Origin of the sequence: Kitasatospora sp. NPDC036755, assembly GCF_040636595.1 — a bacterium.
Taxonomy (GTDB): Bacteria; Actinomycetota; Actinomycetes; order Streptomycetales; family Streptomycetaceae; genus Kitasatospora.
Window position 1 is genome coordinate 1 of the sequence record NZ_JBEZUT010000237.1, and the last position, 13724, is coordinate 13724.

General features: G+C 75.3%; 14 protein-coding genes. 6 read left to right on the plus strand and 8 right to left on the minus strand.

All coding sequences use genetic code 11. From position 1 onward, the window contains the following. Positions 1-607: CHAD domain-containing protein (locus AB0E96_RS28820; RefSeq protein ID WP_359828575.1), on the plus strand; the 607-nt coding region annotated here is incomplete at its 5' end. 433 nt (positions 608-1040) lie between these two features. Here AB0E96_RS28820 and AB0E96_RS28825 read toward each other — a convergent pair. Further along, the gene (locus AB0E96_RS28825; RefSeq protein ID WP_359828576.1) at positions 1041-1841 is read right to left on the minus strand and encodes a uracil-DNA glycosylase; all 801 of its coding nucleotides are present in this window, start codon (positions 1839-1841) and stop codon (positions 1041-1043) included. Positions 1842-2013: 172 nt separating this feature from the next. On the opposite strand from AB0E96_RS28825, the gene AB0E96_RS28830 reads away from it, so the two are divergent. Both AB0E96_RS28830 and AB0E96_RS28835 read left to right on the plus strand, forming a co-directional pair. After that, positions 2014-3027, plus strand: a complete 1014-nt coding sequence (locus AB0E96_RS28830) for a slipin family protein (protein ID WP_359828577.1) — start codon at positions 2014-2016, stop codon at positions 3025-3027. Positions 3028-3103: 76 nt separating this feature from the next. After that, positions 3104-3553, plus strand: a complete 450-nt coding sequence (locus AB0E96_RS28835) for a CBS domain-containing protein (protein WP_359828578.1) — start codon at positions 3104-3106, stop codon at positions 3551-3553. A 152-nt stretch (positions 3554-3705) separates the two neighbouring features. On the opposite strand, the gene AB0E96_RS28840 is transcribed toward AB0E96_RS28835, so the two are convergent. Both AB0E96_RS28840 and AB0E96_RS28845 read right to left on the minus strand, forming a co-directional pair. Next, entirely contained in the window at positions 3706-4116 is a 411-nt protein-coding gene (locus AB0E96_RS28840) for a PaaI family thioesterase (RefSeq protein WP_359828579.1), read from the minus strand. A gap of 32 nt (positions 4117-4148) precedes the next feature. Further along, positions 4149-4787, minus strand: coding sequence for a TetR family transcriptional regulator C-terminal domain-containing protein (locus tag AB0E96_RS28845; protein ID WP_359828580.1), 639 nt, complete (start codon positions 4785-4787; stop codon positions 4149-4151). 68 nt (positions 4788-4855) lie between these two features. On the opposite strand from AB0E96_RS28845, the gene AB0E96_RS28850 reads away from it, so the two are divergent. After that, positions 4856-5359 carry a DUF1453 domain-containing protein gene (locus AB0E96_RS28850; protein ID WP_359828581.1) on the plus strand — a complete coding sequence of 168 codons (504 nt, stop codon included), beginning with the start codon at positions 4856-4858 and terminating at the stop codon, positions 5357-5359. A gap of 42 nt (positions 5360-5401) precedes the next feature. Then, entirely contained in the window at positions 5402-5908 is a 507-nt protein-coding gene (locus tag AB0E96_RS28855) for a hypothetical protein (RefSeq protein WP_359828582.1), read from the plus strand. Positions 5909-5962: 54 nt separating this feature from the next. Here AB0E96_RS28855 and AB0E96_RS28860 read toward each other — a convergent pair whose 3' ends face one another. From AB0E96_RS28860 to AB0E96_RS28880, 5 genes are all read right to left on the minus strand, one after another. Beyond that, positions 5963-8854: an FAD-binding and (Fe-S)-binding domain-containing protein gene (locus tag AB0E96_RS28860; protein ID WP_359828583.1), complete on the minus strand. Its 2892-nt coding sequence runs from the start codon at positions 8852-8854 to the stop codon at positions 5963-5965. Between the two features lie 118 nt (positions 8855-8972). Continuing rightward, positions 8973-9977 carry a glycosyltransferase family 2 protein gene (locus tag AB0E96_RS28865; protein ID WP_359828584.1) on the minus strand — a complete coding sequence of 335 codons (1005 nt, stop codon included), beginning with the start codon at positions 9975-9977 and terminating at the stop codon, positions 8973-8975. A gap of 161 nt (positions 9978-10138) precedes the next feature. Next, positions 10139-10567: a hypothetical protein gene (locus AB0E96_RS28870; protein WP_359828585.1), complete on the minus strand. Its 429-nt coding sequence runs from the start codon at positions 10565-10567 to the stop codon at positions 10139-10141. A gap of 53 nt (positions 10568-10620) precedes the next feature. Beyond that, positions 10621-11256, minus strand: a complete 636-nt coding sequence (locus AB0E96_RS28875; protein ID WP_359828587.1) for a transglycosylase SLT domain-containing protein — start codon at positions 11254-11256, stop codon at positions 10621-10623. 541 nt (positions 11257-11797) lie between these two features. Next, positions 11798-12670 carry an EI24 domain-containing protein gene (locus AB0E96_RS28880; protein WP_359828588.1) on the minus strand — a complete coding sequence of 291 codons (873 nt, stop codon included), beginning with the start codon at positions 12668-12670 and terminating at the stop codon, positions 11798-11800. A 143-nt stretch (positions 12671-12813) separates the two neighbouring features. Here AB0E96_RS28880 and AB0E96_RS28885 point away from each other — a divergent pair, with 143 nt between their 5' ends. Further along, positions 12814-13599, plus strand: coding sequence for a serine protease (locus AB0E96_RS28885; protein WP_359828590.1), 786 nt, complete (start codon positions 12814-12816; stop codon positions 13597-13599). Positions 13600-13724: the final 125 nt, after the last annotated feature.

Below are 13724 nucleotides of genomic sequence, written 5' to 3' on the forward strand. Positions count from 1 at the left end.
GGCCGCCGAGGCCCGCGGGCTGCCCGCCGAGTGCGAGCCCCAGCGGGTCGCCGCCGCGCTGGAGCGGTGGGGCGCGGCCGAGTACCGGAAGGTCTGGCCCGAGGTGGTGGCCGCTCTCGACAGCCCGCGCCGCCGGGCCCTCGGCGAGGCCCTCACCGCCCTCCTCGCCGACCCGCCACTGCGGCGCCGGGCCGCCCGCGACGCCCTGCCGGAGCTCTCCCGCGTCGCCGCCCGCGAACAGCGCCGCACCGCCGAGCGCGTCCGCGCCGCCCTCGCCGCCGCCCCCGGGGAGCGGGCCCCCGCCCTCCACGCGGCCCGCAAGGCGGCCAAGCGCGCCCGATACGCCGGCGAGACCGCCGCCCCGGCGGTCGGCGCCCGGGCCGAGCGCTACACCGAGCGGATGAAGGCCGTCCAGGACGTGCTGGGGGAGCACCAGGACGCGGTGGTCGCGGCGGCCACCCTGGCCGCCCAGGCGGCGAGCGGCGTGGAGCCCTTCGGCTACGGGGTCCTGTACGGGCGCCGGCTGGCCACCGAGGAGGCTGCCCGTCTGCGGCTGCCGGAGGTCTGGCGGCGGGCCGGCAAGCGGAAGCTGGCCCGGTTCGGGTGAGGGGCACCGGCCGGTGCCCCGGCGCGGCCGCCTGCCCGGGGGGTCGGCGCCTGGAAGGGCGCGCTGGGGGTCGGCCGGCCACTGCCGCGCCGAGGCGGAGGAACTCGCCACCGAGCTGCGCGCCACCGAGCTGCGAGCCACCGGGACCGGGCCGGTGGCGGTCGCCGCAGGACTGCCCCTCGCCGTCGGGGCCGAGATGGTGGCGGCCGGTGTTCGTGCTGCGCGGGCCGGCGTGGTCGCGGCCGTATGCCGGTGGTCCGGGGCCGGTGTCCTCGTCGGGTTCCGCGCGGGTCTCCGGGGCTGGGCGGGGGCGCGTCACGCCCCCGCCCGGGCCGGGTTCGGTCGGGCTGGCGGGTGACCGGGCCCGTGCGTCGCGGGCGGGGGCCGCCGAGGGGGTGGCGGGTCCGCGGTTCGGCCGGCTCCGTCGGGTTCCCTACCGGGGTGCGAGCCCTGCGGAGCGGGCGGCTTCGCGGAGCAGGTCGTGGAGCATCGTGGGGGTCAGTCGGCCGGTGTTCGTGTTGCGCGGGCTGACGTGGTAGCAGCCGTACATCCGCAGTTCCGGGCCGCCGTCGTGGGCGGGGAAGCGGGCCAGGGCGGCGTGGCCGAACGCGGGGCGGGGGCGGGAGACGAGCCAGCCGGCGTCCGCGATCACCGGCAGCATCGCCTGCCAGGCGAAGCCGCCGAGGGCGACGACGGTGCGCACGGTGGGGCGCATCAGCTCCAGCTCCCGGGTGATCCACGGCCGGCAGGTGTCGCGTTCCGCGGTGCTGGGCTTGTTGTCCGGCGGGGCGCAGCGGACCGGGTCGGTGATCCGGACGCCGAAGAGTTCCAGGCCGTCGCCGTGGCGGACGGACTCGGGGCGGTTGGCGAGCCCGAGGTCGTAGAGGGCGGCGTAGAGGAGGTCGCCGGAGGGGTCGCCGGTGAAGATCCGGCCGGTGCGGTTGGCGCCGTGGGCGGCGGGGGCGAGGCCGACCAGGACGAGTGGGGCGTCGGGCGGGCCGAAGCCCGGGACGGGGCGGGCCCAGTAGTCCCAGTCCTGGTAGGCGCGGCGTTTGGTCCGGGCGGTCTCCTCGCGCCACGCCACCAGGCGCGGGCAGGCCCGGCAGCCGGTGACGACGCGGTCCAGCGGGGTGAGTCCGTCGGCCCGGGCGGCCGCCGCGGCGGGGTGGCGGGGGTCGTCGGGGTCGTCGGCGGGGTCACCGGCGGGGGACGGGGGCACGGCCAGGGGCGGCATGGTCGAGATCCTAGAGCCGCCGGGGCCGGGGTGCGTCGGGGCCGGAATATGTTCGAACCGGCGCGGGCCGGGCAGGCGTAGCGTGGAATCAGTTGCTCTGGCGGTCCCCGGCCGGTCCGGGTCGGCGGCGGCCGGACGCGCCGGTGTGCGCGCAGGCCGCAAGGAGGCCGCGATGATCGTCGATGCGGTGCTGGGTGCCCTGGCCGGGCTCGCCGGGTTGGGGGCGCTCTGGGCGGGCATGAGCATCAGGGTCGTGCAGCAGTTCCAAAAGGGCGTGGTGTTCCGCTTCGGGAAGGTGCGCGACGAGGTGCGCGATCCCGGGCTGGTGGCGCTGCTGCCGGTCGCGGACCGGTTGCGCCGGGTGAACGTGCAGATCGTGACGATGCCGATCCCGGCGCAGGAGGGCATCACCCGGGACAACGTGACCGTGCGGGTGGACGCGGTGGTCTACTTCCGGGTGGTGGACCCGGTGAAGGCCACCGTCAACGTGCAGGACTACAACTTCGCGATCTCCCAGGTCGCGCAGACCTCGCTGCGCTCGATCATCGGCAAGAGCGAGCTGGACGACCTGCTGGCGAACCGCGAACCGATCAACCAGGGGCTGGAGTTGATGATCGACAGCCCGGCGCTGGGCTGGGGCATCGAGATCGACCGGGTGGAGATCAAGGACGTCGCGCTGCCGGAGTCGATGAAGCGCTCGATCGCCCGGCAGGCGGAGGCCGAGCGTGAGCGGCGGGCCCGGATCATCACGGCGGACGGCGAGTACCAGGCCTCGGAGCGGTTGTCGGAGGCCGCGGCGGTGATGAGCGCGACCCCGGCGGCGCTGCAACTGCGGCTGTTGCAGACCGTGGTGGAGGTGGCGGCGGAGAAGAACTCGACGCTGGTGCTGCCCTTCCCGGTGGAGCTGCTGCGCTTCCTGGACAGCGCGACGGAGGTCCAGCAGCGGAGCCTGCTGACGGCCGCTGCGGCCGCGGCCGGGGCGAAGGTCGTGGAGGAAGCGGTGGAGAGCGGCGAGGTCCCGGAGGAGGAGCTCGGACCTCCCGAGCCGCCCAAGCACGAACTCCCGCCTCTGGAGGAGGTGTTGGACAGCTCTCCACTGGGCGGCGGGGAGTCGCCGGACGGCCGGGTCGAGCCGGGCGGCGGTGCGGACCAGGATGGCCGTACGGACGGGGGCGACGGCGGCTGACGGCCCCGGTGGCGTCGGCCACCGGCCCGGACCACGATGGACGAGGGGACAGGGAAGCCAGGTCAGGAGGCGGACCATGACCAGAGCCAGCGACATCATGCACCCGGGCGCGGAGTGCATCCGTGAGGACGAGACGCTCGCGGCCGCCGCCCGGATCATGCGGGAGCGCCACGTGGGCGCGCTGCCCATCTGCGGGCCGAACGACAAGCTGCTGGGCATCGTGACCGACCGCGACATCGTGCTGCGCTGCGTCGCCGAGGGGCGCGACCCGGCGTCGGTGACGGCGGGCGAGCTGGCGCAGGGGCGGCCGATGACGGTGGAGGCGGACGAGGACTGCGAGCAGGTGCTGCGGGTGATGGAGCAGTACCAGGTGCGCCGGCTGCCGGTGATCAACCACCCGGAGCACAAGCTGGTCGGCATGATCAGCGAGGCGGACATCGCGCGCGGCCTGCCGCAGGCGCGGCTCGCCGAGTTCGTTTCGGCGGTCTGTGCGGAGCGGGCGCCGGCGGGGGCCGCCCAGGGCTGACGCCGCACCGGGGGCGTGCGGGCCACGGACCCCGCCGCACGGTTGGGCGGGGCCTCGGTCGTGCGGTGGGGTCGGGCCGCCGTGCCGCTCGGGCTGCCGGCGCGGCGCGGCCGTGCACCGCGGGCGAGGGCCCGGCCCGGGCGGCGGTGCGGTCACCCCAGGGCGTAGACGGTGGTGGCGTGGGCGGCGGGCTCCTCGGCGCCCACGGGGGTGAGGGTGACGTCGAGGAAGGCGATCCGGCGGCCGAGTTTGGTGATCCGGGCGTGCGCCAGGACGTCCTGGGTGAGAACGGCGCGCTGGAAGGTGGTGGACTGCTGGACGGTGGTCATCGGGCCGAAGCCGTCGCGGGCCGCGGAGAGGGCGATCACGCAGGCCGTGTCGGCGGCGGCCATCAGCGCCTGGCCGGACAGTCCGCCGCCCTCGCGGGCGAGCCGGTCGGACCAGGGCAGCCGCAGGACGGCGTGGCGTTCGCCGGTTTCGACGGTCGACAGCCCCAGGTCCTGCACCCAGGGGGCGAAGTGGTCGGCCAGCAGCTTGTCGGCCTCGGCGGTGGTGAGGGTCATCGCGCCATTGTGCCGGGGGTGCCGACGCGCTGTCAGGAGGGCGGAGCGGCCAGGGTGTCGAGGTGGCGGCGCAGCACCGCGCGCAGTTCGTCCGGGCCGATCAGGTCGGGGTGCTGGACGGCCTGGAGGGTGAGGCCGTCCAGCAGGGCGGAGAGTCGGCGGGTCTCGAGGTCGAGGTCGAGGCCGGGGGCCGTGCCGCCGGTGCGCTCGGACTCGATGAGGACGCGCCGGACCAACTCGTCGAGACCGGACTGTAGTTCGGCGGCGCGGGGGCGCAGTTCGGGCCGGGTGCGGGCGGCGGTGACGAAGGAGAGCCAGAGCGCGGACTCCTCGCGGCGCCCGGCGTCCAGCGGGAGGGTCTCGGCGAGCAGTCGAACGGTCCGTTCGCGTCGGCCGGTCCGTTCGTGCGGGTCGGTGCCGCGGGCCGGGTCGAGCAGGGCGGCGGCGTGGATCCGGATGCGGGCCTCGATCCGTTGGGCCAGCTCGCGCATCGCGAAGATCATCAGTTCGGAGCTGCCGGCGAAGTAGTGCCGCACCGAGCCGACGGCCAGGCCGGCCTCCTCGGCGACGTTGCGCAGGGAGGCGTGTTCGAGCCCCTCGCGGGCCGCGACGCGCAGGACGGCGTCGGCGACGGCCTGGCGGCGTTCGGCGGGGTCGACGATCTTCGGCATGTTGCCGTTATAGCACGGCCGAGCTAAATTGCTGATTTAGCACAGTCGGGCTACAAAGGGGGCCGGGGATGAACGGTTGGGTGCACGCGGGGCTGATCGCCGCCGTGGTCGTGGTGGTGGTGATCCGGAGGCTACGCGGCGAGCCGCTCAACGTCCGGGACCTCTTCGGGCCGGCGGTGGTGCTCACCGCCATCGGCGCGTGGACGCTCGTCGAGCGGCACGACCTCGGTGCGGCCGACCACGGCTGGATCGCGGCGGGTGCCGCGCTCGGCATCGCGCTGGGCGCGGCGCGCGGTGCCACCGTCCGGGTCTACGAACGGGAGGGGGTGCTGTGGCAGCGCTACAGCGGGTGGACCTTCCTGGTCGCGGCGGTGTCGCTCGCCGTGATGGCCGGGTTCGCCGTGCTCGCCGAGCACTTCGGCCTCGCGCCGGACGCCCGGCCGATCCAGCTGTCGATGGGCGTGGGCTTCCTGGGGGAGGCGCTGGCGGTGGGCCTCCGGGGGTTCTCCTCCGGGATCCCGTTCGCGCCGGAGCGGCGGGACGCGAACCCCGTGGACCGATTCCGTCGGTAACTCTGGTTGTCGCTGGCCCGTCCGACAACTAAGGTTGTCGCCATGACCGCTGTGGAGATCACCCATGAGGAACAGGCCGAGCTGGCCAAGGCCCTTCTCGATGCCCTTGGTCCCCTCGCCGCCGCCGTGCGCGCCCGCGCGACCGGCCTGCCCGTGGACCGGACGTGGAACGCCGAGCCGGTCGAGGTCGCCCTCTCCGTGCTGTCCGCCTGGAAGTTGGTGGACGCCGAGGTCAAGCGGCTCACCGAGGGCGCGGCCGCCACCGCGGGCTCCTACGGTGCCAGCTACGAGCAGCTCGGTGCCGCCTGGGGCATCACCCGGCAGGGCGCCCGGAAGAAGTGGCCGGAGGCGGTCGGCCGTCCGGTGGCGCGGCCCGGATCGCTCCGACTGTTCGGCGGAACGGCCGAGTTGACCGAGGATACGGCGGCCGGCGGCTGGCGCTGGACGGCCATCGGCGCCGACGGCGCGCCCGGCGAGGCGGCCGCCGGCCACCCGACCAGGGAGGAGGCCGCGGCGCACGCCGGGGCCTTCCTCGCGGCGCACGCCTGAACCGCGCACCGGCTTTCGGGAGAAGCCTTCGGGAAGGGCTTCAGGAACGGGCTTTCAGGACTCGCCCGGGAGCTCCCGGGCGATCAGCTCTGCCAGGTGCAGGGCCTGTCGCCCGTCGGCGAGTTGGGCGATCTGGGTGCGGCAGCTGAAGCCGTCCGCCAGGACGACCGTCCCCGGCCCGGCGGCCCGGACCTCGGGCAGCAGGACCCGCTCCGCGATCGCCTCGGACACCTCGAAGTGGCCGCGCTCGAAGCCGAAGTTCCCCGCCAGGCCGCAGCAACCGGCGTCCAGGACCCGGTTGTTCAGGCCGAGCCGAGCCTCCACCCGGCGGTCGGCGGTGCTGCCGAGCACCGCGTGCTGATGGCAGTGGGTCTGGGTGAGGGCGTCCAGCCGGACCGGGGGCAGCGGGGCGTCGGGGGCGTACTCGTCGAGGAACTCGGCGAAGGTGCGGGTGCGTTCGGCGAGCGGGCGGCCCGGCGCGCCGAGCAGCCGGGGCAGGTCCTCGCGCAGGGTCGCCGTGCAGCTGGGGTCCAGGCCGACCACGGGGGTGCCGGCCGGGACCCGGGCGTCCGCCAGCGCGCGCAGGCTACGCCGCAACACCCGCCGGGCGGTGCCGAGTTGGCCGGTGGAGTACCAGGTGAGGCCGCAGCAGACCGGGCCCGAGGGCAGTCGGACGTCGAAGCCCAGGTGCTCCAGCACCGCGACGGCCGAGCGCGGCACGTTCGGCTGGAGGTGGTCGGAGAAGGTGTCCGGCCACAGCAGCACCGGCAGGGCGCCCGCCGGGGCCGGGTGCGCGGCGCGGTGCCGCCGGTACCAGGCGGTGAAGGTCTCCGGCGGGAAGACCGGCAGCACCCGGCGCCGGTCGATCCCGCCGAGCCGCTTGAGCGGCCCGCCGGCCCGGGAGCGGACGAGCGCGTTGGCGGCCCCCGGCGCGAGCGCGACGGCCCGCAGCCAGAGCGGCAGCCAGCCCATCGAGTAGTGCGCGAGCGGGCGCGGCCGGTGCCGGTAGTGCTGGTACAGGAACTCGGACTTGTAGGTCGCCATGTCGACGTGGACCGGGCAGTCGCTCGCGCAGCCCTTGCAGCTCAGGCAGAGGTCCAGCGCCTCCCGCACCTCCGGCGAGCGCCAGCCGTCCGGGACGGCGTCCCCGCGCAGCATCTCGGCGAGCAGCCGGGCCCGCCCCCGGGTGGAGTGCCGCTCCTCGCCGGTGGCCAGGTAGCTCGGGCACATCACCCCGCTGCCCGGCGCCACGCACTTGGCGACGCCCACGCAGCGGTGCACCGCCTTGACCAGGCTGCCGCCGTCCTGCTCGTACGGGAGGGCCAGCGGCAGTGGGCGGCGCGGGGCGGTGACGAAGCGCAGGTCGGCGTCGAGCGGGCGGGGATCGACCAGGGCGCCCGGGTTGAGCACCTTCTCCGGGTCCCAGATCCGCTTGAACTCGCCGAACAGGTCGATCACTTCGGGCGGGTACATGCGCGGCAGCAGCTCCGCGCGGGCCTGTCCGTCGCCGTGCTCGCCGGAGAGCGAACCGCCGTACGAGACCGCCAGATCGGCCGCCTGCTCCAGGAACTCCCGGAAGACCAGCACTCCTTGGGGCTCGTCCAGCGGGAAGTCGATCCGCAGGTGCACGCAGCCGTCGCCGAAGTGCCCGTACGGGACGCCGTGCAGGCTGTGCCGGCGCAGCAGGGCGCGCAGGTCCCGCAGGTAGTCGCCGAGCCGCTCGGGCGGGACGGCGGAGTCCTCCCAGCCGGGCCAGGCCTCGCCGCCTCCGGGCAGCCGGGTGACGATCCCGGCGCCGGCCTCCCGGACGGCCCACAGCTGGCGCTGCTCGACCGGGTCGGTGACCAGGGCGACGGTGGCCGAGCGTTCCCGGCGCACCGCGTCGGCGAGCCGGCGGGCGGCCTGGTAGGCGGCCACCGGGGTGTCGCCTCCGGTCTCCAGGAACAGCCAGCACTCGCCGGCGGGCAGCCGGTCCAGCGCGGGCGGGCGGGGCCCGGCGGCGAGCAGCGCGGCGATCAGGTCGGCCGCCATGCCCTCGGCGGTCAGCGGGCCGTACGGCAGCAGCGCCGGGACGGCGTCGGCGGCGGCGCCCTCGTCGGGGTAGCCGGCCACCACCAGGGCCCGGGCGGGCGGGTCCTCGACCAGCCGGACGGTGGCGCCGAGCAGCAGCGCGCAGGTGCCCTCGGTGCCGGTGAGCGCCCGGGCCAGGTCGTGGCCCTGCTCGGGCAGCAGCGCGTCCAGCGGGTAGCCGGAGGTGCGGCGGGGCAGTCGGGGCATGCCCTGCCGGATGACGGCGAGGTTGCGGTCGGTGAACTCCTGCAGCGCGGTGTGGAGTGCGCCGACCCGCCCGGGCCGCGCGGCGAGCGCGGCGCGCTCCTGCGGGGTGAGCCGCCCGCCGACGGTCAGCTCGGTGCCGTCCGCGAGCAGCAGCTCCAGCCGCTCGACGTTGTCGGCGGTGCGCCCCCAGGCGAGCGAGTGCGAGCCGCAGGAGTCGTTGCCGATCATCCCGCCGAGGGTGCACCGGCTGTGGGTGGACGGGTCGGGGCCGAAGCGCAGCCCGTACGGCCTGGCGGCGCGCTGGAGGTCGTCCAGCACGGTGCCGGGCTGGACGCGCGCGGTGCGGGCCTGCGGATCGATCTCCAGCACCGAGCCCAGGTGGCGGCGGAAGTCCAGCACCACCGCGCCCGGGCCGATCGCCTGCCCGCCGATGCTCGTTCCGGCGCCGCGCGCCACCACCGGCACCCGGTGGGCGCGGCAGAGCGCCAGGGCGGTGCGGACGTCGTCGAGGTCGGCGGGCTTGACCACGCCGAGCGGCAACTGCCGGTAGTTGGAGGCGTCCTGGCTGTAGACGGTGCGCTCGGCCGCGCCGAAGCGGACCTCGCCGCGCAGCACGGCGGCCAGCTCACGGGCCAGCTCGGCCCCGGGGACGGCGGACGGACGGCTCACCAGGGACCTCCCGGGCGGGTGCGGCGACGGCTCCGCCGATGATCGCAGCCGCGCGGCGCCACGGGAACCGGGCGCGGCGCCCGCCTCACCCGGGTGGGCGTTCCTCCGGCTGCTTCCGCTACCTCCGCCCGGTGAGGGTGCCGCGCGCGATGTGGGACAGCTTGGCGACCTCGAAGGCCGGGTAGGCGCCGCCCGCCAGCAGCGAGAACTTGATCCCCTCGCGGCCGCCCGGCCGGCGGTGCCCGGGCGGCTGGAAGCGGCGGTGGTGCTCGGCGGCGCGGTGGAAGAACTGCGGCCGCTCGGCGCGGGTGACGCAGCCGGCCAGGTCGAAGACGAACAGGTAGTGCCGGATCATCCGGACGAACAGCGCGTCGCGCACCGCGTACAGGTGCGGCTGGTCCTCCAGCAGGGCGAAGCTGCGCTCGTACTGCTCGAACAGGTCGAAGACGCCGCTGCCCGGGCCGCCCGCCGGGTGGACGGTCTCCCGGCGGCGCAGCTGGACGCACTCGCGCGCCAGCACGGCGGCCTTCCGGGCGCCGAGCAGCGCCGCGTGCGCCACCGGGACCTCCTCATAGCGGCCGGGCGGGAAGGCCAGGCCGAGCTCGGCCCAGTGCCCGCGGCGGACCAGCCGGTCCCAGATCAGCGGCGGCGCGCCGAACAGCGCGGGCCGGTCGAAGGGCGCGAACGGCTCGGGGCCGGCCTCGGCGAGCAGCGCCTCGGCCCCGCCCGGCCAGTCCCGGTCCTGGTGCCGGCGGGAGTGGCCGAACAGCAGCACGTCCACGGGGCCGGTCTGCCGGAGCCGGTCGGTGAGCGCGTGGAGCGCGTCCCGGGGCAGCAGGTGGTCGGCGTCCAGGAACAGCAGGTACTCGCCGACGGCCCGCGCCGCCCCCGCGTTCCGGCTCGCCCCGACCCCGACCGCCGCGTTCAGGTGCAGCACCGACACCCGCGGGTGCCGGGCCGCGTACGCGTCGGCGAGCCCGCCCGCGGTCTCGGGGGAGCGGTCGGCGACCACGATCACCTCGATGTCGGCCAGGGACTGCGCGAGCAGCGAGTCCAGGCAGTCGGCGAGCTGTCCGTGCTGGTCGTACGCGGGGAGCACGACGCTGATCAGGGGTGAGGGCATGACGCCGGAGCGTAAGAGGGCCTGCGAACCGTGGCAAAGCCCTGACGGTCCGTAATTCCGAGCAATCAGTGGCAAATCGTACGAGTGCGCGCCATATCTTCACGCGGCCTTCCGGACGTGTCCACGCCCGCTCCGACCTGCGGCGATGCGGTGACCGGCGATCAGACCGGCCACGGCGAGAAGGTGCCGGCGTCGAGAGTCCCGGACTTCAGGACGTCGAGGACCCGCTCGCTGACGACGAGCCGCGCCCGGTCGGTGAGCCCGAGGTCGGCCACACCGGGCTCCCCGTCGACGAGCAGCCACACGAGGTCCGGGACCTCGCCTCCGGGATTCAGCTCGTGGAAGTCCTCGGAGGCCGAGACGGTCGCCTCGCCCGTGCGGAATCCCGTGAACCCCTCCGCCGCGAACCGGCGCGCGACGCCGCGCAGGACGAGGTGGCAGGGGAAGGTCTGGACGATGGAGTCGCCCAGCCAGTCGATGACCTCATAGTGGAGTCGCGAGACCTTCGGAGGATGGGTGGTGGAGTCCATGACGGTCTCCGGTCCGAGTCCTCCGGCGACCTCGGGATCCACCAGGTAGTGCGTACCCACAAGGGCTCCGTTCGCCGTGTTCGGGAAAGGAGCCATTGTCCCGGTTCGCCGGATCAGTACCAGTGGTGGGTCTGCCAGAACGACCAGGCCGCGCAGGGGCTGCCGTAGCGGGTGTTCATGTAGTTCAGGCCCCACTTGATCTGGGTGGCCGGGTTGGTGCGCCAGTCGGCGCCGGCGGAGGCCATCTTGGAGCCGGGCAGGGCCTGGACCAGGCCGTAGGCGCCGGAGGAGGCGTTGACCGCGAGCGGGTTCCAGCTGCTCTCGCGGAACACGATGTTGCTGAAGCACTGGAGCTGGCCGGCCGGGACGATCTGCGCGGCGATCTGCTGCGGGGTGCCGGAGTAGGCGGCCGGGGCGCTGTTGAGGTTCTGGCGCTCCTGGGAGCGGGAGGCGGCGGCCTCGGCGTCGGCCTTGGCCTTGGCGTCCGCCTCGGCCTGGGCCTGGCTCTGGGCGGCGGCGTCCGCGTCGGCCTTCGCCTGGGCGTCCTGGGCGGCCTGGTCGGCGGCGGCGGTGTCGGCCTGGACCTGGTCGGCGACCGGCACGCTGTCCACCGCGACGGCGGCCACGGGGGCGGCCTCGGTGCTGTTCCCGGCCTGCGGGAGGGCGAGGGCGGCGGTGGCGGCGCTCGCGACCACGAGGGTGGCGACTCCGGTGATCAGGGAGTTGCGGCGGGCATGGCTGAGCTGCATGGGGCGGACGATCCTTCTCCGTCGGGGGCCGTGCCGGTGGCACCGGGGGCGGGGCATCGCGGGGCTCCGGGTGAGCGGGGCCCGTGCGGCCGCCCTGGACGGCCGTGGCGCCCCGGCGGAAGCGGCGGGGCGGGCGGGCTGCGCGGCGGCAGGGGGTGGTCGGCTGCGCTGCCTGGCGACGGGCCATTCTTGGCAGGGCCGGGGACGGCTGGCAAAGGCGTTCGCTACTACGCCGGATCGTGGCTGCGGGGTGGTCGTGGCCGGACATGGCGAGGTCTTTGTGGCGGTTTGTCCGGATTGGCCGCCCAGGGGGCGAGGGCGGCGCGCGACGCCCGATCGACAGGGTGTGAGCCGTGGTGGCCTGTGTTCTTCAGGCGGGGCGCGGCGGCGCGCGGTCCGGCCGGGGCGCCCCGCCGGCCGCGGGCCGGGGGTTTGCCGGTGGCCGTCCACTATCGGGGATCGTGGACGGCGCTCCCCCTGTGGGCGGGCTCACACGTGCGCGGGGGCGAGGTCGGCGCAGCGTGACCGCTCGGTGACGGCCTCAGCTCGCGTACGGGTTGCCCGGGACGGGCCGGGCGGGGGTGCCGGAGAAGACCGAGAGGTCGGGGACGGCGGAGTGGCCGGCGGCCGGGCCGTGCTCGTGCTCCCCCTCCTCCGGCTCCTCCGGCTCCTCCGGTGCGGTCGGGACGAGGTCGCGGGCCAGCAGGGTGGCGCCGGCGACGGCCCCCGGCATGGCGAGCACGGTGACCAGTGGCACCAGGAAGGCCAGCACCAGCGGCGTGCCGAAGCCGAGCGCCAGCCCGAGCCGGGCGCGCAGCAGCCGGATCCGCTCCGGCTGGGGCACCCGGCGCCGCTGCAGGGCGACGGCCGTCAGCTCGACGGTCAGGAAGAAGCCGGACACCAGGAAGCCGAGCGCCGGGACCACCGTCTGCCCGACCACCGGGATGAACCCGCAGGCGAACAGCACCACGCCGAACCCGGCCACCCGCACCAGGACGGCCACGCTGTCGCGCACCGCGATCAGCAACTCCCGCCAGAGCGCGGTGTCCGGCGGGGCGGGCGCGCCGCCCTCGGTCTCGTCGACCTCGGCGCAGAGCGCCTCGTAGAAGGGCTGGCCGACCAGCAGGGTGACGGCGGTGAAGGTGAGCAGGGAGAGCAGCAGGCCGCCGCCGAAGACGACGGCCGCGAGCGTGTCGCGCAGCAGGCCCCGCCACGGGGAGGACCAGTGGTCGGCGAACGGGGTGGCCCAGTCCGCGAGGTCCAGCGACCAGGCGCCGAGGAAGGCGAGCGCGACGACGTAGCCGACGAGGGCGAGCAGGGCCGGCAGCATCCCGAAGCCCCACCAGCGGCCGTGTCGGCCCACCCACTTCTGGCCCTCGACCAGGTACTTCATCCCCGCCACAAGATCTCGCATGGGCGATCACCTTAGGGCCTTCACTCCCGGAACCGGGCATTGCCGTGTTCCTGCCAGTTTCGACCGGCAAGGGCGACCCCCTCCTGCGGTGCCGCTCGCCGGGCCACTCTCGGTCTTCCCCACCTGCAAGGAGGAGTCCGATGATGCGTCAACTCGGCAGGCTGATGAGCCTGTTGGCCGGTCTGGTGCTCGGCGCCGGCATGCTCGTACTGCCCGCCGCCGCCTCGCCCGCGCCGTCGCCGAGCGTGGTCGGCGGCACGCGGGCGGCGCAGGGCGAGTTCCCGTTCGTGGTGCGGCTCTCGATGGGCTGCGGCGGCGCGCTCTACACCTCGCAGATCGTGCTCACCGCCGCCCACTGCGTCGACGGCACCGGCGCCGACAGCAGCATCACCGTCACCGCGGGAGCGGTCGACCTGCGCAGCGGCACCGCGATCACGGCCCGTTCCTCGTACGTCTACCAGTCGCCGTCCTTCACCGGCGCCGAGAACGGCAACGACTGGGCGCTGATCAAGCTGGCCTCGCCGATCAGCGGCAGCACGGTCGGCACCCTGCCGATCGCCACCTCCACCGCGTACGACAGCGGCACCTTCACCATCATGGGCTGGGGTGCCGCGAGCGAGGGCGGCGCCCAGCAGCGGTACCTGCTCAAGGCCACCGTGCCGTTCGTCGACGACGCCACCTGCGCCGCCGCCTACCCGGGCCTGAACAAGGCCGGCTCGCTCTGCGCGGGCTACGTCTCCCAGGGCGGCGTCGACACCTGCCAGGGCGACTCGGGCGGCCCGATGGTCCGCCGGGACTCGGCGGGCCGCTGGGTCCAGGTCGGCATCGTCAGCTGGGGCAACGGCTGCGCCCGCGCGGGCTACCCGGGCGTCTACTCCCAGGTGAGCACGTACGCCTCGGCCATCGCCTCGGCGGCGGCCGGCCTCTGAGCCGAGCCGCAGGGGCCGCCGGTCCGGCCGGCTGCCGGGAGACCTGGACGGTCCGGTAGAACAGTTCCTGGACGGCGCCGGCGCCGCGTTCGATCCAGTTCTGCGAGTCCATGATGCGGAAGAAC